This is a genomic window from Stenotrophomonas sp. 22692 (assembly GCF_052045015.1).
Classification (GTDB): Bacteria; Pseudomonadota; Gammaproteobacteria; order Xanthomonadales; family Xanthomonadaceae; genus Stenotrophomonas; species Stenotrophomonas geniculata.
The window spans coordinates 18,273-36,812 of sequence record NZ_JBQEMR010000017.1 but is presented as its reverse complement, the minus strand read 5'-3'; the positions used below and the strand labels follow the sequence as shown (position 1 = coordinate 36,812).

18 protein-coding genes are annotated in these 18,540 nt (G+C 66.1%); 10 read left to right on the top strand and 8 right to left on the bottom strand.

The window, feature by feature from the left end:
• Positions 1–51 precede the first annotated feature (51 nt).
• A complete protein-coding gene (locus ACTJJM_RS13485; protein WP_010483016.1) occupies positions 52–2,841 on the bottom strand; it encodes a TonB-dependent receptor plug domain-containing protein in 2,790 nt (929 codons plus the stop codon).
• 214 nt (positions 2,842–3,055) lie between these two features.
• Here ACTJJM_RS13485 and apbC point away from each other — a divergent pair, with 214 nt between their 5' ends.
• Together apbC and dcd are read left to right on the top strand one after the other, a co-directional pair.
• Positions 3,056–3,910 (top strand): iron-sulfur cluster carrier protein ApbC, encoded by an 855-nt coding sequence (gene apbC / locus ACTJJM_RS13480; protein WP_026347084.1) that lies wholly within the window; start codon positions 3,056–3,058, stop codon positions 3,908–3,910.
• Positions 3,911–3,987: 77 nt separating this feature from the next.
• Entirely contained in the window at positions 3,988–4,560 is a 573-nt protein-coding gene (gene dcd / locus ACTJJM_RS13475; RefSeq protein WP_010483020.1) for a dCTP deaminase, read from the top strand.
• Positions 4,561–4,635: 75 nt separating this feature from the next.
• Here dcd and ACTJJM_RS13470 read toward each other — a convergent pair whose 3' ends face one another.
• From ACTJJM_RS13470 to ACTJJM_RS13460, 3 genes are read right to left on the bottom strand one after another with little or no spacing between them, the layout of a single operon-like run.
• Positions 4,636–4,803, bottom strand: a complete 168-nt coding sequence (locus tag ACTJJM_RS13470) for a LiaI-LiaF-like domain-containing protein (protein WP_005418011.1) — start codon at positions 4,801–4,803, stop codon at positions 4,636–4,638.
• 15 nt (positions 4,804–4,818) lie between these two features.
• Positions 4,819–5,241 (bottom strand): HIT domain-containing protein, encoded by a 423-nt coding sequence (locus ACTJJM_RS13465; RefSeq protein ID WP_440865760.1) that lies wholly within the window; start codon positions 5,239–5,241, stop codon positions 4,819–4,821.
• Entirely contained in the window at positions 5,238–5,909 is a 672-nt protein-coding gene (locus ACTJJM_RS13460) for a dienelactone hydrolase family protein (RefSeq protein WP_019338605.1), read from the bottom strand. The genes ACTJJM_RS13465 and ACTJJM_RS13460 overlap by 4 nt, the downstream gene beginning before the upstream one ends.
• A gap of 203 nt (positions 5,910–6,112) precedes the next feature.
• Between ACTJJM_RS13460 and rimO the strand changes: the two genes are divergently transcribed.
• Both rimO and ACTJJM_RS13450 read left to right on the top strand, forming a co-directional pair.
• Positions 6,113–7,474 carry a 30S ribosomal protein S12 methylthiotransferase RimO gene (gene rimO / locus ACTJJM_RS13455; RefSeq protein ID WP_012480900.1) on the top strand — a complete coding sequence of 454 codons (1,362 nt, stop codon included), beginning with the start codon at positions 6,113–6,115 and terminating at the stop codon, positions 7,472–7,474.
• Positions 7,471–8,310, top strand: coding sequence for a DUF3025 domain-containing protein (locus ACTJJM_RS13450; protein WP_049454960.1), 840 nt, complete (start codon positions 7,471–7,473; stop codon positions 8,308–8,310). Before rimO ends, ACTJJM_RS13450 begins: the two co-directional genes overlap by 4 nt.
• Positions 8,311–8,397: 87 nt before the next feature.
• Here ACTJJM_RS13450 and greB read toward each other — a convergent pair whose 3' ends face one another.
• A complete protein-coding gene (greB, locus tag ACTJJM_RS13445; RefSeq protein WP_019336668.1) occupies positions 8,398–8,904 on the bottom strand; it encodes a transcription elongation factor GreB in 507 nt (168 codons plus the stop codon).
• 81 nt (positions 8,905–8,985) lie between these two features.
• The gene (locus tag ACTJJM_RS13440; RefSeq protein WP_010483034.1) at positions 8,986–10,491 is read right to left on the bottom strand and encodes a helicase HerA-like domain-containing protein; all 1,506 of its coding nucleotides are present in this window, start codon (positions 10,489–10,491) and stop codon (positions 8,986–8,988) included.
• A 122-nt stretch (positions 10,492–10,613) separates the two neighbouring features.
• On the opposite strand from ACTJJM_RS13440, the gene ACTJJM_RS13435 reads away from it, so the two are divergent.
• Together ACTJJM_RS13435 and ACTJJM_RS13430 are read left to right on the top strand one after the other, a co-directional pair.
• Positions 10,614–12,218 (top strand): transglycosylase SLT domain-containing protein, encoded by a 1,605-nt coding sequence (locus ACTJJM_RS13435; RefSeq protein ID WP_099560512.1) that lies wholly within the window; start codon positions 10,614–10,616, stop codon positions 12,216–12,218.
• Between the two features lie 23 nt (positions 12,219–12,241).
• The gene (locus ACTJJM_RS13430) at positions 12,242–12,589 is read left to right on the top strand and encodes a ribonuclease E inhibitor RraB (RefSeq protein WP_010483037.1); all 348 of its coding nucleotides are present in this window, start codon (positions 12,242–12,244) and stop codon (positions 12,587–12,589) included.
• A 107-nt stretch (positions 12,590–12,696) separates the two neighbouring features.
• On the opposite strand, the gene asd is transcribed toward ACTJJM_RS13430, so the two are convergent.
• Together asd and ACTJJM_RS13420 are read right to left on the bottom strand one after the other, a co-directional pair.
• A complete protein-coding gene (gene asd, locus ACTJJM_RS13425; RefSeq protein ID WP_010483039.1) occupies positions 12,697–13,539 on the bottom strand; it encodes an archaetidylserine decarboxylase in 843 nt (280 codons plus the stop codon).
• Positions 13,536–14,186, bottom strand: a complete 651-nt coding sequence (locus ACTJJM_RS13420; protein WP_010483041.1) for an SCO family protein — start codon at positions 14,184–14,186, stop codon at positions 13,536–13,538. Before ACTJJM_RS13420 ends, asd begins: the two co-directional genes overlap by 4 nt.
• Before the next feature lie 122 nt (positions 14,187–14,308).
• Between ACTJJM_RS13420 and prmB the strand changes: the two genes are divergently transcribed.
• The 4 genes from prmB to ACTJJM_RS13400 all read left to right on the top strand — a co-directional run bounded on the left by prmB (position 14,309) and on the right by ACTJJM_RS13400 (position 18,489).
• The gene (gene prmB / locus ACTJJM_RS13415) at positions 14,309–15,238 is read left to right on the top strand and encodes a 50S ribosomal protein L3 N(5)-glutamine methyltransferase (RefSeq protein WP_010483043.1); all 930 of its coding nucleotides are present in this window, start codon (positions 14,309–14,311) and stop codon (positions 15,236–15,238) included.
• The gene (gene aroC, locus ACTJJM_RS13410; RefSeq protein ID WP_010483045.1) at positions 15,235–16,338 is read left to right on the top strand and encodes a chorismate synthase; all 1,104 of its coding nucleotides are present in this window, start codon (positions 15,235–15,237) and stop codon (positions 16,336–16,338) included. Before prmB ends, aroC begins: the two co-directional genes overlap by 4 nt.
• A complete protein-coding gene (locus ACTJJM_RS13405; RefSeq protein ID WP_010483047.1) occupies positions 16,331–17,368 on the top strand; it encodes a 2-hydroxyacid dehydrogenase in 1,038 nt (345 codons plus the stop codon). Before aroC ends, ACTJJM_RS13405 begins: the two co-directional genes overlap by 8 nt.
• Positions 17,369–17,460: 92 nt before the next feature.
• Positions 17,461–18,489, top strand: a complete 1,029-nt coding sequence (locus ACTJJM_RS13400) for an aspartate-semialdehyde dehydrogenase (protein ID WP_010483049.1) — start codon at positions 17,461–17,463, stop codon at positions 18,487–18,489.
• Positions 18,490–18,540: the final 51 nt, after the last annotated feature.

Below are 18,540 nucleotides of genomic sequence, written 5' to 3'. Positions count from 1 at the left end.
CCCCGCCGAAGCGGGGCCTGGTCCAGACACGGAGTCCGGAAAACGACGGGATCAGAAGTTGTACTTGACCTGGGCCGAGATCTGGCGGCCGTAGACGCTGTAGAAGCCGTCGTTGAACGGGGTCGATTCGTTGCCCGGGTAGTTGTAGCGCTGGCCTTCCGGCAGCTTGTTGAACACGTTGTTGACCATCAGCGACAGGACCAGATCTTCCTGTGCCTGGTAGTTCATGCTCAGGTTGTACGTGGTGTACGAACCCCACTTGCCGGCCTTGGCGCCGGAGGAGTGGACGTAGCCGTAGCTGCGGCCGGTGTAGGCCAGGTAGTTCGGGGTGCTGCCGACGTAGTTGGCGTACACAGTGGTGGTGAACTTGGCGATGTTCCAGGCCACCGACAGATCGCCGCGGACCTTGGCGAAGTTGTCGTAGTACCACATGTTGTACGGGTCGCTCAGCAGGTCGAGCTTGGCGGCGCCCGGCATCGGCTGCACTTCACGCTTCAGCATGTTGGTGTAGTTGCCGGAGAACATCAGCGAGCCGAAGCGGCCGATATCCTGCTGGTACTTGGCCGCCACGGTCACCGCTTCCAGGTTCTGGCTGGCAACGTTGAGCTTCGGCGTGTATACGCGGGTCAGGTTGCCACCGGCGTCGCGGGATATCCAGTTGGTCACGTCACCGCAGCTGGCCGAGGTGTTGTTCGGCAGGCCGTTGTGGCACTGGTACTCGGCCAGCAGCAGCTGGTCCGAGCTCAGGGTCTTGACCTCGTTCTTGATCTTCCAGTTGTAGTAGTCGGCCGACAGCGAGAAGTTGCTGACCGGGGCCCACACCACACCTGCGCTCCAGACATCGGCGGTGATCGGCTTCAGGTCCGGGTTGCCGGACTTTTCGCTGTACACCGAGGTGTTCTTGTAGAACGAGCAGGCCTCATCACGCAGGCCGTAACCCATCTGGCTGCAGCGGTAGTAGTCGTTCTGGCCGGACGAGTACGAACCGCTCATGCCCTGGAAGGCATCGGACAGGGTCGGTGCGCGGAAGGCGGTACCGTACTTGCCGCGCAGCAGCAGGCTCTCGATCGGACGGAATTCCAGGCCGATGCTGTAGGTGGCCTTGTCGACGGTCTTGTCGGCGATCTTGAAGGCGTCATAGCGGCCCGAGGCGCTGACGGTCAGGGTGTCGTGCAGCGGCATGCGCAGTTCGCTGGTGACCGCGTAGTTGCTGCGGTGGCCGGCGCCGGCGACGGCGGTGGTGCCCCACACATTGCCATCAACGAACGCCTGGTCCGGCGAGTAATCCCAACCTTCGCTGCCACCTTCCAGCACGACGGCCAGGCCGGCATCACCGCCCGGCAGGCTGAACAGCGAGCCGTTGGTCACCTGCACGCGACCCAGGTTCTGCCAGGTCTTGCTGCGGTGGGTACCGTAGCCGGTGAAGCTGGCGAACTGGTCCGGGGTGATCGGCGAGTAGAAGGCCGCATAGTCCGGGTTGTAGATGCCGAAGCCGCCAGCCGAGGTGCCCAGGCGCGGGCCCAGCACGGTCTGGCCGAAGAAGTCTTCGATCTTGTCCTTCCAGCGCACGAAGCGGTTCTGGTCCAGGCGGTACTCGCCACGGGTGAAGCTGGCGCTGTAGTCCCAGTCGCCGACCATGCCCTTGCCGCCCAGGGTGACCTGGTAGGCACGGCTTTCGTCGGAGTTCATGATGTTGTTGTAGTGGCCCGGGCCGATTTCTTCCGGCGCGAAGGCGCGCTGCAGGTTCACGACCTTGCCCAGGCCCTGGTCGTAGAAGCCGCCCATGACCGACTTGGTGCCCCACCACAGGGCGCTCGAGCCGGAGGTGAACTCGGTCTTTTCCTTGCTGTACAGCACGTCGGCGAACAGCTGGAAGTTGTCGTTCACGTCGAAGGTCATCGACGAGTAGAACTGGCCGCTGTTCTTGCCGTTCTTCAGGGTCTTGTAGCCGGCGCTGTACACCGAACCGCAGGACTCGCCCGACGCGCGCTGGCCGACCACGGTGGTGCCGTCATACAGCCCAGCGACGTTGGCGCAACGGCTCGGGTCCATCATCAGCAGCTTGTTGTCAGCGTTGGTGATGACGGCGAAGTCGTTCGACGGAACCTGGGCGGTGTAGCCGACCGGGTTGTTCTGGCGGGTGATGTCGCGCTGGTAGCCCCAGATCGGGCTGCCGTTCTCGATCTGCACGTTGAACAGCGCATGGAAGCGGTCGTCGAAGGCGTTGATGCCCTTGGCAGCGCTGAAGCGGATGTTGCTGCCGCCGCCTTCGGTGTAGGTGCCGCCACGGAGGGTCATGGTGCCGCCGTCCATGCGCTCCTTCAGGATGATGTTGACCACACCGGCGATCGCGTCCGAGCCGTACAGCGAGGACTGGCCGCCCGGCAGCACTTCGATCCGCTCGACGATGTCGATCGGAATGCCGCTGATGTTGTTGAAGGTTTCGCTGCCGTTGTACAGCGCCGGATACGAGAGCATCGGGCGGCCGTTGATCAGGTACTTGGTGTAGCCCGGATTCAGGCCGAACATGCCGGCGGCTTCGGCGCCCTGGGTGAACGAACCCGAGGTCTGGCCGCCCTGCAGGCCGCCAGTGGTCAGCGACGACTGCTGCAGCACTTCAGCAACACTGCTGAAGCCGCGGGTCTGGATGTCTTCGGCGGTGATGGACATCACCGGGGTCTGGGTTTCAACCTGGGTCTGCGGGATCAGCGAACCGGTGACGGTGATCTTGTCCAGGTTGGTCGCCTTGTCCTGGGCCATTGCCGGGGCGGCGGCCATCAGAGCGGAAATCAGGGCGACGGCGAGCGTGTTGCGACGTGCGGTGTTGCTTACGTAGTTCATGTAGTTCCATTGGAGAGCAAAAACAAAAACGGCACTGCGCATGCGCCATCGCGCGGGCTGGAAATGCCAGCTCCGCAGCCCAAAACAGTGCGGGTCGAACGTAACATGAACTTAACAATCTGTGCACGAATCTGTAGCAATCCTGAATTTCAGTCAGGTTACGTCCAGCTTGTATGATGCTCGGTTATTCCCCCTGACCCCGCCGGTGCTCGTTGTGAACAGTTCTCCCCGCCGTCCCCATGCAAGCCAGGTCCAGAAGGGACTCACGCCGCATGCCCGCATCCGCAATGTGATCGCGGTTGGTTCGGGCAAGGGCGGCGTCGGCAAGTCGACCACCGCGGTCAATCTGGCCGTGGCGCTGCAGCAGCTCGGCGCGCGCGTGGGCGTGCTCGACGCCGACATCTATGGCCCCAGCGTGCCGGCCATGCTGGGCCTGTCCGGCCGTCCGGAAAGCCCGGACAACAAGAGCATCGAGCCGCTGCGTGCGTTCGGCGTCGACACCATGTCGATCGGCTACCTGATCGAAGAGGACACGCCGATGATCTGGCGTGGGCCGATGGCCACCTCGGCGATGACCCAGCTGTTCAACGACACCTTGTGGGACGACCTGGACTACCTGCTGATCGACCTGCCGCCGGGCACCGGCGACATCCAGCTGACCCTGACCCAGAAGATCCCGCTGGCCGGTGCGGTGATCGTCACCACGCCACAGGACATCGCCACGCTGGACGCGAAGAAGGCGCTGAAGATGTTCGAGAAGGTCGAGGTGCCGGTGCTGGGCATCGTCGAGAACATGGCGGTGCATACCTGCAGCAGCTGCGGGCATGTCGAGCACCTGTTCGGCGAGGGCGGCGGCGAGCGCATGGCCGCGCAGTACGGCGTGCCGTTGCTCGGTTCGCTGCCGCTGCAGATCGGCATCCGCGAGCAGGGCGATTCCGGTACCCCGATCACCGTGGCCCAGCCGGATTCGGTCCCGGCCCAGGCCTACCGCCATGCCGCGCAGCGCCTGATCGAGGAGGTTGGCAAGCGTCCGCGTGCCTCGATCCCGATCCTGTCGTCGCTGCTGTAAGTGCCCGGGCAGGGGCCGCCGGCGACGCCCGGCCCCCTGCTAGAATCCTCGCGCCCCCTCGTACCCCAGGACAAAGCATGAGCATCAAGAGTGACCGTTGGATCCGCCGCATGTCCGAGCAGCACGGCATGATCGAGCCGTTCGAGGCCGGGCAGGTCAAGCAGGCCAACGGCGAGCGCATCGTCAGCTATGGCACCTCCAGCTACGGCTACGACGTGCGCTGCTCGCGCGAGTTCAAGGTGTTCACCAACATCAACTCGACCATCGTCGATCCCAAGCACTTCGATCCGGGCAGCTTCGTCGATATCGTCGGCGATGAATGCATCATCCCGCCCAACAGCTTCGCGCTGGCGCGCACCGTGGAGTACTTCCGCATCCCGCGCGACACCCTGGTGGTGTGCCTGGGCAAGAGCACCTACGCGCGCTGCGGCATCATCGTCAACGTGACCCCGCTGGAACCGGAATGGGAAGGGCACGTGACCCTGGAATTCAGCAACACCACGCCGCTGCCGGCGCGCATCTACGCCAATGAAGGCGTAGCGCAGATGCTGTTCTTCCAGGCGGCCGCCGACGACATCTGCGAGACGTCGTACCGCGATCGTGGCGGCAAGTACCAGGGCCAGACCGGCGTGACGCTGCCGCGGACCTGAAGATTGCAGGCGATTTGTGAAGCCGAGCATGGCTCGGCTCTACATGAAGGAAGGCGGCGCAATGCGCCGCCTTCTTTATTTCCCGCGACCGAACAGCATCGCGATGCCGACACCCACCAATGCCACCGGCCACCAGGTCAGCAGCAGCTTGGACAGGTTCAGGTGCGTCCAGCCCAGGTTGCTGGCGAGCATGAACAGGCCGATCAGGATCAGCAGGACGGCGGCAACGAGGTTGAATCGCATCGGGTCGGCAAACGCTCAGGACTGGGCTGGATATCCTAGCCGTTCCTTCCAGTAGGCGACATGCTGGTCCAGCGCACCCGGCTCGTAGCGGTGCGCGGGGCCGCTGCCCCAGACCGGGCCCGGCCACGCGGGGTCGCCGTCATGGCGGCCGATCACATGGAAATGCAGCTGGCGCACGATGTTGCCCAGCGCACCGATATTGATCTTCTCCACCCCGTCGGTGCCCTTCAGGGCCTTGCAGGCGCGGTTGAGCTCGGTGCGCAGCTTGTCCTGCTGCTCGCCGTCCAGCTCGATCCACTCGGTCACCCCGGCCAAGCGCGGTACCAGCACCAGCCAGGGGAATCGTTCGTCGTTCATCAGCCGCACTTGCGACAACGGTCCTTCGGCCACCAGCACGCTATCGGTGGCCAGGCGTGAATCGAGTTCGAAATCGCTCATCCAAGATGCTCCGAGAAGAAGTCCAGGGTGCGTTGCAGCGCCAGGGTGGCGCTGTCTGGATCATACGCATGTCCGACCTCCCGGTTGAAGGCGTGGTCGGCCGGATAGACGAAGGTGGCCATCTGCGGCAGCTTCTCGCGATGGGCCTGGACCGCCTCCGGCGGGATGCTCTTGTCCTGGGCGCCGAAGTGGAAGATCACCGGGGCCTTGGGCGTCTCATCCAGGAACTGGACATTGCGCGCACCGTAATAGCTGACCGAGGGCAGGCCCAGGCGCAGGGCCGACAGCATCGCCACCGTGCCGCCCCAGCAGTAGCCCACCGTGCCGACCTTGCCTTGGGGCGCCAGCCGGGTGGCGGCTGCACGCACGACCTCCAGCGCCTTCTCCATGCCCAGTGCGGTCACCCGTTCCAGGCCCTGCTTCACGCCTTCGGCGTCATAGGGCAGGGCATCCGGATCGGCTTCTGCACCGTCGACCAGGTCGAAGAACGACGGCGCCAGCACCGCGTAGCCTTCGGCCGCGAAGCGCTCCGCTACGCCGCGGATGTGCGGGTTGGCGCCGAAAATTTCCTGCACCACCACCAGCCCGCCACGCGGGGTGCCCTCCGGCAGGGCCTGCCAGGCCCGTACCGGGCCGTGATGCGTATCCAGGGTGATCCACTCGGCCATCGTTTCCATCTCGTTGTGGGGAACAGAACGGCATTGTCGGTGCAGCGTGGGTTAGCGCGATGTCAGCGGCTGTGCGGGATCGGGCGGCTGGCCATTCAGAGCGCGGCCGCCAACCCCGGTATACTGGCGCCCTTTCAGGCCCCGGCCCCCAGGAACCCCTGCCACGGCGGCAGGGGCCCAGGCCCCCAGAGTCCCGCGATTCCATGTCCCAGCTGAACCCCAAAGTCGGCTTCGTCAGCCTTGGCTGCCCGAAGGCCCTTGTCGATTCCGAACGCATCCTTACCCAGCTCCGCTCGGAAGGCTACGACATCGTGCCGTCCTACGATTCGGCCGACGTGGTGGTGGTCAACACCTGCGGTTTCATCGATTCGGCAGTGACCGAATCGCTGGACGCGATCGGCGAGGCGATGAACCAGAACGGCAAGGTCATCGTCACCGGCTGCCTGGGCAAGCGCCCGGAGCAGATCCGCGAGGCGTACCCCAACGTGCTGGCGGTGTCCGGCCCGCAGGACTACCAGAGCGTGATGGAAGCGGTGCATGAAGCGCTGCCGCCCAAGCACGATCCGTTCGTGGACCTGGTGCCCGACTACGGCATCAAGCTGACCCCGCGCCACTACGCCTACCTGAAGATTTCCGAGGGCTGCAACCACAAGTGCAGCTTCTGCATCATCCCGTCGATGCGCGGCAAGCTGGTCTCGCGCCCGGTGGATGAGGTGCTGCGCGAAGCCGAGCGCCTGGTGCGGGGCGGCGTGCGCGAGCTGCTGGTGGTTTCGCAGGACACCTCGGCCTATGGCGTGGACGTGAAGTACGCCGAGAAGATGTGGCGCAACAAGGCCTACCAGACCCGCCTGAAGGCGCTGTGCGAAGGCCTGTCCGAGCTGGATGCGTGGGTGCGCATGCACTACGTCTACCCGTACCCGCACGTGGACGAGGTGGTGCCGCTGATGGCCGAGAACCGCATCCTGCCGTACCTGGACATTCCGTTCCAGCATGCCAGCCCGCGCATCCTGCGCCTGATGAAGCGCCCCGGCGCGGTCGAGAAGACCCTGGAGCGCGTACAGAACTGGCGCCGTATCGCCCCGGACATCACCGTGCGTTCGACCTTCATCGTTGGCTTCCCGGGCGAGACCGAGGCCGAGTTCGAAGAGCTGCTGTCGTTCCTCGACGAAGCGCAGCTGGACCGCGTCGGTGCGTTCGCCTATTCGCCAGTGGAAGGCGCCACCGCCAACGACCTGCCCGATGCGGTACCGGAGGAAGTGAAGCAGGAGCGGCTGGCCCGTTTCATGGAAAAGCAGGCGCAGATTTCCGCTGCGCGCCTGGAAGCCAAAATCGGCACCGTGCAGCAGTGCCTGGTCGACGCCATCGAAGGCGATATCGCCGTGGCCCGCTCAAAGGCCGATGCCCCGGAGATCGATGGCCTGGTGCACATCCAGAATGCCGACCAGGTGCCGCTGCGCGTGGGTGAATTCGTCGACGTGGAAATCACCGAGAGCGACGAGCACGACCTGTACGGTGACGCGCTGCCGGCCGCTACCCGCCCGGCATTCGATCTCAAGATGCTGTGACCACAGCGACGACCGCCGCCGGTGACGGCAGCGGTGTCCGCCGCTTCGTGCCGCCGCCGCGTGCGGCGGTCGATCCGCAAGTGTTCGCGCACCCGGTGTTTGCCGGATTGCGCGACGTTCGTGATCTGTTGGAAGGCCCGGAGTGGCCGTCCATTGCAGCGCTCGCGGCACGCCTCACGCTGCCCGGCAAGCACCTGGTCGAGCAGGATGCCGCGCTGCTGGCCGACGGCCTGCACTACGAAGCCCGCATCGCGCAGGGGCTTATCGCCACCCGCGCCGACAACTGGCACGACCTGTTCAATGCACTGGTGTGGGCCCGTTACCCGCAGCTCAAGCAGGCCCTCAATGTGCAGCAGTGCCGGCATATCGAGGCGATGCCGCCGGGCCAGCGCAACCGTGCGCAGGCCGCGTTGACCCAGTTCGACGAGACCGGCGTGATCGTGCGCGTGCGCGATGACTCGTTTATGCGTGCGTGGGATGGGCATGACTGGCATGCATTGTTCGAGCCAGCGCACTGGCTGAGCGGCGATATCGCCATCGCTGCGGTATTCGGGCACGCGCTGATGGAGCAGGCGCTGCTGCCGGAACGCCGTCTGGTGGGCAAGTGCGTGGTGGTGCGCGACGAAGTCGATGATGCCTGCGTTGACGCAGTGACCGCGGCCATCGCCGAGGGCAGGGCAGTGACCGATCCGCTGCAGCTGCGGCCCCTGCCATTGGCCGGTATTCCCGGCTGGCATGGCGTGCAGGATTCCGCCTTCTATCGCAATGCCGATTATTTCCGCCCGCTGCGTGCCGGTCGCCAGTATCCGTTGCCGCTGGTGGGGTTGCCGTTGTAGAGCCGAGCCCATGCTCGGCTGCGTTTGCCCATCAGCCGAGCATGGGTTCGGCTCTACAAAGGGCAGGCAGTCGAGCCATGCTCGACGCTACACAGGCTCGTACTCCACCCCGATCACCGCAAAGGTGAACTGCCCGCCGGGCAGCTCTACCGAGAACTCATCATCCAGCCGCTTCTTCAGCAGCGCACGTGCCAGCGGCGAATCGATGCTGATCCAACCCAGGCCTGCATCGGTCTCGTCCGGGCCGACAATGCGATAGCGGCTGGTGTCGCCACTGTCCACGTTCTCCAGTTCCACCCACGCGCCGAAAAACACCGCCTGCGGATCGGTCGGCGTGGTGTCGACCACGCGCAGCGATTCCAATCGCTTGGTCAGGTAGCGCACGCGACGGTCGATCTCGCCCAGCTGCTTCTTGCGGTAGGTGTACTCGGCGTTTTCCGAACGATCGCCTTCTGCGGCGGCTGCGGCCAGTGCCTTCACCACCTCGGGGCGGCGCACCCGCCACAGGTCATCCAGTTCGGCCTTCAGCCGTGCGTGGCCGGAGGCGGTGATCAGGGCCGTGCTTTTTTCTGCGGGGGGACGCCAACGGGACATGCGGTAAGACTTCTTTTCAGGGGAACGATGGGGTCGGAGCCCTTTCCCGTGGAAAGAGCTCTGACCGCCAGTGGCGGTGAATCAGCGCTTGCCGCCGAAGATGCCGCCCAACAGGCCACGCACGATCTGGTTGCCCAGCTTGGTGCCGACCGTGCGCGTGGTCTGCTTGGCCATCGTCTCGATCATGCCCTGGCGGCGCTTGGTGCCGAAAATCGCATCCTTGATCGCCTGGCCGAAACCGCCTTCCTGCGCTTCGTCCTGCTCGCGGCTGCGGGCGGCCGGCGCCTGCGCCTGCTCGACCGTCTTCTGCGCGCGCTGGGCCAGCAGTTCGGCGGCCGATTCACGGTTGATCGCCGTGTCGTAACGACTGCCGACCGGGCTGCCGGCACGCACCTGGGTACGCTCGGTCTCGGTGATCGGTCCCATCCGGCAGCGCGGCGGCGCGATCATCGTCTGCTGCACCGGCATCGGCACACCCTTGTCCTGCAGGGTGGATACCAGCGCTTCACCGGTGCCGAGCTGGCTCAGTACCTTCACCACGTCCAGTTTCGGATTGGGTACGAAGGTTTCGGCCGCGGTCTTCACCGCCTTTTGGTCGCGCGGGGTGAACGCACGCAACGCGTGCTGCACGCGGTTGCCCAGTTGGCCGAGGATGTTGCCCGGCACGTCGTCGGGGAACTGCGAGCAGAAATACACGCCCACGCCCTTGGAGCGGATCAGGCGCACCACCTGCTCGATGCGCTGCACCAGCGACGGCGGTGCGTCGTCGAACAGCAGGTGGGCCTCGTCGAAGATGAAGACCAGCTTCGGCTTGTCCAGGTCGCCCACCTCCGGCAGCTGCTCGAACAACTCCGACAGCAGCCACAGCAGGAAGGTGGAATACAGCTTGGGCTTGAGCACAAGCTGGTCGGCGGCGAGGATGCCGATCACGCCGCGGCCGTCGTGATTGACCCGCATGATGTCGGCCAGCTCAAGCGCCGGTTCGCCGAAGAAATTCTCGCCACCATCCTGCGCCAGGCGCAGCACCGAACGCTGGATCGCGGCGATCGACTGCGCACTGACCAGGCCGTACTCGGTGGATATGTCCTTGCGCTCCTCGGCCACCAGGCCGAGCAGGGCGCGCAGGTCGTCCATGTCCAGCAGCAGCAGGCCACGGTCGTCGGCCAGCTTGAACACGATGTCGAGCACGCCGGACTGGGTGTCGTTCAACTCGAGGATGCGCGCCAGCAGGGTCGGGCCCATCTCGCTGACCGTGGTGCGCACCGGATGGCCGAGCTTGCCGTACAGGTCCCAGAAAATGGTGGGGCTGGCGGCCGGCGCATAGTCGGCCACGCCGATCTCGGCAGCACGCGTCAGCAGGTTCTCGGCACCGGTCCCGGGAACAGCCAGGCCGGACACATCGCCCTTAACATCGGCCAGGAACACCGGCACGCCCAGCCGCGAGAAGCCCTCGGCCAGGGTCATCAGGGTGACCGTCTTGCCGGTGCCGGTGGCGCCGGCCACCAGGCCGTGGCGGTTGCCGAGTTTCGGCAGCAGGGTGACGGCAATATCGTCGGTAATGCCTTTGCCGAGCAGAATCGGATCCATGGTCCAGCCCTTGTGGTGAATAGCCCAATGTTAACCGCCGGCGGTGACGGGCCGAAGGTCGGCTTGCCCGGACCTTGGCGGCGCCGCTACTCTGCCTGCCTGTTTCGCACACAGTGCCATCAATGCCCGTTCCTGTCCTGATTTCCCGCGGTTGGCCGCTGCTGGCCCTGGCCGGCCTGGTTTCCCTGGCGCCCGACGCCCATGCGCAGCGGGTTTCGGCCCGGGACAAGGTGAAGGTGGATGCGCTGCAGCAGCGCATGACCGTCGCCGAAAAGCGTTACAGCGACGCCCTGCTGCTGGTCGCCAATGCCGACCCCAAGGGCAGCAACGAGGCCGATGCCGCGCTGGAAGACATGGAAGATGTCCTCAACGACTGCGTGAAGCAGAAGGGCTGCCAGATGGGCACCCTGCTTGCCAGCTACAAGCGCCTGCTCAAGCACGACGCTGATGCCGCTGCCAGCGACGACGTGGCCGACGAGGGCGGTGACCGCCTGGAAGCCGACCCCGACCATATCGGCCCGCTCACCGCCGACGTGCCGGAGGCCGCGCGCGCCGCCGCGCTGCTCAACGACAAGCGGCATGCCTTCGACAGCATGGTCGAGTACAACCCGGCCGTGCAGGCCGGCATCCGCCGTTGGCTGACCGACATGCGTCCCGCGCTGCTGACCAGCTACGAGAACTACCAGAACCTGCGTGCGGTGATGTGGCCGGAGTGGGAGAAGCGCGGCCTGCCCGAGGCGCTGCTGTTCGGCATCATGGCCAAGGAGTCCAACGGCCGCGTGCATGCGTCCTCGCGCGCCGGCGCCGCCGGCCTGATGCAGTTCATGCCGGCCACCGGTCGCCGCTTCGGCCTCGGCCCGGACGGCACCGGCTTCGATACGCGCTTTGACGCGCGCAGCGCCGCCGAGGCCAGCGCCAGTTACCTCAACGAGCGTCTACGCGAGCTGAACAACAACGTGGAAATGTCGGTGGCCGCCTACAACGGTGGTGAAGGCCGTGCCGCGCGCGTGTTCAAGCAGAGTGCTGGCCAGAGCTTCTGGACCGACAGCGTCTACAACCAGTTCCCGGGCGAGACCAAGGACTACGTGCCGATGGTGATCGCCGCCGCCTGGATCTTCCTGCACCCGCAGCAGTACGGCGTGGAATTCCCGAAGATCAGCGCGCAGCCGGCCACGCTGCGCCTGGCCAAGTCCACTACCATCTACGAACTGACCATCTGCCTGGGCAGCCACGGTACCCGAGATGGCTACATGCGCGCGCTGCGCAACCTCAACCCGCGCTATGAAGCCGACGGCTGGATTCCGGCCGGCACGCTGATCAATGCCACCACCCGCATCGCCGGCCTGTACCAGCGCAACTGCGTCAGCGGCCCGCGTGCCGATCTGGCCCGCACGCTGATCACCGCCGATCTGAACGCAGCGATCAAGCGTCCGACCGCTGCCAGCTACACCGGCAGCGTGGCCGTGGGCGGCGTGGTGCCGGTGGCCGATGCCGCCGCGTCCACCAGCGTGCCGACCACACCGGCCGCTCCGGTAGCTACGCCGCGCCCGCCGGCACGGCCGAAGCCGGTGCGCAGCCACAAGGTGGGCCGGGGTGAGACCCTGGGCGCCATCGCCGCGAAATTCCAGTGCGACGTGCCGACCCTGGCCCGCGCCAACGGCCTGAAGGCCCCGGCCTACAGCCTGCGCCACGGCCAGACGCTGAAGCTGCAGGGCTGCGACAAGTAATCCTCCCGACCCCTGGAATCCGCATGGACCTCGAAGACACCCGCAACCTGTTCGCCAACCTCCGCGAAAACACCGACTGGGACATCACCGGCCCGTTGCTGTGGGGGTATTTCTTCGTGCATTCCACTGCTGAGCCGTTGCAGGTACTGGCTGACCATCTGCAGGCGCAGGGCTACTCCTTCGTGGAACTGTTCGAGCAGGAGCCGGAAGAAGGCGACGCGCCGTTCCACGTGCTGCATGTGGAGCGTGTGGAGATTCACGACGAAGCCTCGCTGGACCGTCGCAACCAGGAGTTCGCGGCGCTGGCCGCGGAGAAGGGCGTGGAAGACTACGACGGCATGGACGTAGGTCCAGCCCCGGCCCTGCAGTAACGCGCTTCTGGCTGTAGAGCCGAGCCCATGCTCGGCTTCCTTTGCCCACAGAAATGCATGACCGGTTGCAGCCAGCAGCCGAGCATGGGCTCGGCTCTACATGTACCTCAGCGCAGCGTCGCCAGTGCCTGGCCCAGCTGCACCGGGCTTTCGGCGCCCAGCTGCGGCGCGAACTCGGCCACGCCCGGCGGCAGCAGCACGATCACGGTCGAACCGTAGTTGAAGCGCGCCATCTCGGCGAAGCGCTCCAGCTGGATGCCCTGGCCGCGGTAATCCTTGCGGGTGATGCGGTCACCGTAGGCCGGGATCTCCTCACCGCTCCATACGGTCTCCACGCCGGACACCAGCAGTGCACCGACCATCACGCTCACCATCGGGCCGAAGCTGGTATCGAAGTGGCAGACCAGGCGCTCGTTGCGGGCGAACAGGCGCGGCACGCCGTTCACCGCGGCCGGGCCAACGCTGAACAGGCGGCCGGGCACGTGCACGGTTTCGCGCAGGGTGCCGGTCCACGGCATGTGCACGCGGTGGTAGTCGCGCGGCGACAGGTACACCGTGGCATACAGGCCCTCGTTGAACGGCTTGGCGTCCTCGGCGCTGCCCAGCAGCTCGGCGGCAGTGAAGGACTGGCCCTTGGCCTGGAAGATGCGGCCGGCGTCGATCCTTCCGAGCTGGCTGATGCGGCCGTCGGCCGGCATCACCAGGCTGCGCGGATCGGCATCGGCCACGCGTGCGCCGGGCTTCAGCGCGCGGGTGAAGAACTGGTTGAAGGTGGCATAGCTGCGCGGGTCCGGGTTGGCCGCTTCGTCCAGGTTGACGTTGAACTTGCGGGTGACGGTGTCGATCAGCCAGCGCGACACGCGCGGATCGTCCGAGTACGCCAGCGAACGCGCCATCGAGGACAGCAGGCGGTGGGGCAGGGCGTACGTCAGGGCGGTGGTGAGGCTCATGGGGCGGTTTTCTCGGTCAGCTTCTGCAGGTCGCGGGCAATGGCCGGCGCGTTGAACGGGGGCCGCACCAGGCCGGCAAGGCGGCCCTGCGGGTCGAGCACGGCCAGGCTGGCCGAGTGCTCGACGGTGTAATCCTCAGGGTTCTCGTCGAAGTGCTTGCCCGGCACCTTCTGGAACACGAAACCCAGCGACGTGGCAAAGCGCTCCAGCGACGGGATATCGGCGGTGGCGGCCAGGGTGTCCTTGTGGAAGCCGTGCACGTACTCGCCCAGGCGTGTGGCGCTGTCACGGTCCGGGTCGACCGAGATGAACAGCACGCGCGGGCGCAGGCTGTCGGGCAGGGCCTCCCACTGGTTCTGCGCGCCGGCCAGCTCGGCCAGAGTGGTGGGGCAGACGTCGGGGCAGAAGGTGAAGCCCAGGAACACCAGGGTCCAGTGGCCCTTCAGCTCGCCCGGAATCAGGCGGGTGCCGTCGGACTGGGCCAGGTTGAAGTCGGGCAGTTCGCGCGGCTGCGGGTACAGCGTGATCGCTTCGGTGGCCGGGGCGTTGGCCGGTGGCTTCGGCGCGAACACCTGCTGGGCGGCCAGCAGGCCCAGGCCCGCCGCCAGGGCGATCAGCAGGATGATGCCGGCGTTGCGATTGAACATGGGAGCCCCCGCGCGAAGTGGGCTCCATCATACCGGCTGCGGCCCGATCGTTTCTGCCGCAACGGATGCCGCCGCGGGCGCCAGCCCCTATAATCGGGGGCCACTTTGCCCGCAGTACCGCCATGACCGCTGAAACGGCCGCCGAACTCCACACGATCATCGATCTGATCCGCTACGGCACCAGCCGTTTCAACGAAGCCGGGCTGACCTTCGGTCACAGCTACGACAATGCGCTGGACGAGGCCACCCAGCTGGTGCTGCACAGCCTGCACCTGCCGCACGATCTGGGCCCGGCCTATGGCCAGGCGCGCCTGCTGCAGGCCGAAAAGCTGCGCGTGCTGGAACTGTTCCAGCGTCGCATCGATGAACGCATCCCGGCCGCCTACTTGACCGGTGAGGCCTGGTTCGCCGGCCTGAGCTTCAAGAGCGACAAGCGCGCCCTGGTGCCGCGTTCGCCGATCGCCGAACTGATCGAATGCGGCTTCGAGCCGTGGCTGGCCGGCCGCGATGTCAGCCGCGCGCTGGATCTTTGCACCGGTTCGGGCTGCATCGCCATCGCCATGGGCCATTACTACCCGAACTGGGAAGTGGATGGCGTCGACCTGAGCGACGACGCGCTGTCGCTGGCCGAAGAGAACAAGGAACGCCTGCAGGCGCACAACGTCACCCTGCTCAAGTCGGACCTGTTCAACGGCCTGACCGGCCGCCACTACGACCTGATCGTCACCAACCCGCCGTACGTCACCAACGACGAGACCGATGCCCTGCCGCAGGAATACTCCTACGAGCCGGAGATGGGTCTGCGTGCCGGCGATGACGGCCTGGACCTGGTGCTGAAGATCCTGCGCGATGCCCCGCTGCACCTGAGCGAAGACGGTCTGCTGATCTGTGAAGTGGGCGAGTCCGAACAGCATCTGGTCAAGCTGCTGCCGGAAGTCGATTTCGCCTGGATCGAGTTCAAGGTTGGCCAGATGGGCATCTTCGCGGTCGAGTGCCGCGAACTGATCGCCCACAGCGCCCGCATCACCGAACTGGCGGCGCAGCGCCCGTGAGCTCCAATTCGTTCGGCAAGCTGTTCACCGTCACCACGTTCGGCGAGTCGCACGGGCCGGCCATCGGCTGCGTGATCGATGGTTGCCCGCCGGGGCTGGCGCTGGACGCGGCCGAATTCGCCCACGACCTGCAGCGTCGCGCAACCGGCAAGAGCCGGCACACCTCGGCGCGTCGCGAAGCCGATGAGGTCGAGATCCTGTCCGGCGTGTACGAGGGCCTGACCACCGGCACTCCGATCGCGCTGCTGATCCGAAACACCGACCAGCGCAGCAAGGACTACGCCAACATCGGCCAGCAGTTCCGGCCGGGTCATGCCGACTACAGCTACTGGCACAAGTACGGCATCCGCGACCCGCGCGGTGGCGGCCGTTCCTCGGCACGCGAGACTACCATGCGCGTGGCCGCCGGCGTGGTCGCCAAGAAGTGGCTCGCCGAGCGCTTCGGCGTGACCGTGCGTGGCTACCTGTCGCAGCTGGGCGACATCACGCCGGCCGGTTTCGACTGGTCGGCGGTGGAAGACAATCCGTTCTTCTGGCCGCACGCCGCACAGGTGCCGGAACTGGAGGCGTACATGGATGCGCTGCGCAAGTCCGGTGATTCGGTCGGTGCGCGCGTGGACGTGGTCGCCGACAACGTGCCGCCGGGCTGGGGCGAGCCGATCTACGGCAAGCTCGATGGCGAACTGGCCGCTGCGCTGATGAGCATCAACGCGGTGAAGGGTGTGGAGATCGGCGACGGTTTCGCCAGCGCAGCGCAGAAGGGCACCGAGCACCGTGACCTGCTGACCCCGCAGGGCTTCGCCAGCAACCATGCCGGCGGCATCCTCGGTGGCATTTCCACCGGCCAGCCGGTGGTCGCCTCGATCGTGTTGAAGCCGACCTCCAGCCTGCGCCTGCCGGGCCCGTCGCTGGACACGGCCGGCAACGTGGTCGAGGTGGTCACCACCGGCCGCCATGATCCCTGCGTCGGCATCCGTGCCACCCCGATCGCCGAGGCGATGGTGGCGATGGTGCTGATGGACCAGGCGCTGCGTCATCGCGCGCAGTGTGGCGATGTCGGCACGATCACCCCGCGCATTCCCGGGCAGATCGATGGCTGACACGCGGCCGACGGTGTGGGTGAGCCAGCCGCTGATCGACGCGGCCATCGCGCCGTTGCGCGATCGCGTACAGCTGCGCAGCACCGACACTGTCACCGCCTGGTCGCCCGATCAGATCGCCGAACAGCTGGCCAGCGCCGACGGCGCAATCATCACGCTCAACGAGCGCATTGGTGCGGCCCAGGTGGCCGACGCCGCACAGCTGCAGGTGATCGCCAATGTCGGCGTCGGCTACAACAACCTGGATGTCGACGCGCTCAGCGCCGCCGGCATTCTCGCCAGCAACACGCCGGACGTCCTGACCGGGACCACCGCCGATCTCGGCTTCGCGTTGCTGATGGCCACTGCACGCCGCATCACTGAATCCGAGCGCTGGCTGCGCGAAGGGCAGTGGCAGCAGTGGTCGTTCCAGACCATGCTCGGTGCCGACATCCACGGCAGCACGCTGGGCATCCTCGGCATGGGCCGCATCGGCCAGGGCATTGCCCGCCGCGGTGCACACGGGTTCGGCATGAAGGTGCTGTACCACAACCGCTCGCAGCTGCCGGCCGCGACCGAAGCGGAAGTGGGCGCCACCTATGTGGACCTGGATACGCTGCTGGCACAGTCCGACCACCTGCTGCTGGTGCTGCCGTACACGCCGGCCTCGCACCATCTGATCGATGCCGTCGCGCTGGCGAAGATGAAGCCGTCGGCAACGCTGGTGAACATCGCCCGTGGTGGCCTGGTTGATGAGATCGCGCTGGCCGATGCGCTGGCCAACGGTCGCCTTGCCGCAGCGGGCCTGGATGTGTACGAAGGCGAGCCGAAGGTGCGCCCCGAACTGCTGGCGCTGCGCAATGTCGTGCTGACTCCGCATATCGGCAGCGCCTCGCTGGCCACGCGCACGGCGATGGTACAGCTGGCCGTGGATAATCTGGTTGCCGGGCTCGGCCTGGACGGCGGCCTGTCGCGCATGCCGAGCGCGATCAACGCTGACGCGGCGATGGCCGCGCGCGTGACTCTGGGCAAAAAAACCGGGAAACGATAGGGAACCTCCGCGCGCCCCGCTTGAGGAGGTTCCCCGAACCCAGCTGTCGTGCGTGTTTCTTCCCCATTCCCGTTTTCGTGAGAGTTTCCCCCATGAGCAATGCACAGCGCAGTTTCCACGTCGCCGTCGTCGGTGCCACCGGTGCGGTCGGCGAGACCATGTTGTCGATCCTGGCCGAGCGTGATTTCCCGGTCGGTACCCTGAGCGTTCTCGCTTCCGAGCGTTCGGCCGGCGGCGAGATCGAGTTCAACGGCCAGAAGGTCAAGGTTCAGGACCTGGCTACCTTTGATCCGAGCGGCGTCGAGATCGCCCTGTTCTCGGCCGGCGGCAGCGTGTCCAAGGAATACGCGCCGAAGTTCGCAGCAGCGGGCGCTGTGGTGATCGACAACTCCTCGGCCTTCCGTTACGACGATGACGTGCCGCTGGTGGTGTCCGAGGTCAACCCGGAGCAGGTCGCCAACCGTCCGCGCGGCATCATCGCCAACCCGAACTGCTCGACCATGCAGATGCTGGTGGCACTGGCACCGCTGCACCGCAAGTACGGCATCGAGCGCATCAACGTCTCCACCTACCAGTCGGTGTCTGGCGGCGGCCGTTCGGCAACCGAGGAACTGGGCAAGCAGACCGGCCAGCTGCTGAGCTTCCAGGAGATCGATCCGCAGCGCTTCCCGGTGCAGATCGCCTTCAACCTGATCCCGCACATCGATGACTTCCAGGACAACGGTTTCACCAAGGAAGAGATGAAGCTGATCTGGGAGACCCGCAAGATCCTCGGTGACGACAGCATCCTGGTGAACCCGACCGCGGTGCGCGTGCCGGTGTTCTACGGCCACTCCGAATCGGTGGCGATCGAAACCCGCGACAAGGTGACCGTGGCCGAAGCGCGCGCGCTGCTGGAACAGTCGCCGGGCGTTGAAGTGGTGGACCGCCATGAAGCCGGTGGTTATCCGACTCCGGTCACCCATGCCTCGGGCACCGATGCGGTGTATGTCGGCCGTATCCGTGAAGACCTGTCGCATCCGCGCGGCCTGAACCTGTGGATCGTGTCGGACAACGTGCGCAAGGGCGCGGCGTTGAATGCCGTGCAGCTGGCCGAGCTGGTCGCCGCCGAGCAGCGCTGATGGAGAGGCCGGGCAATCCCCGGCCTTTTCTGTAGAGCCGAGCCTACGCTC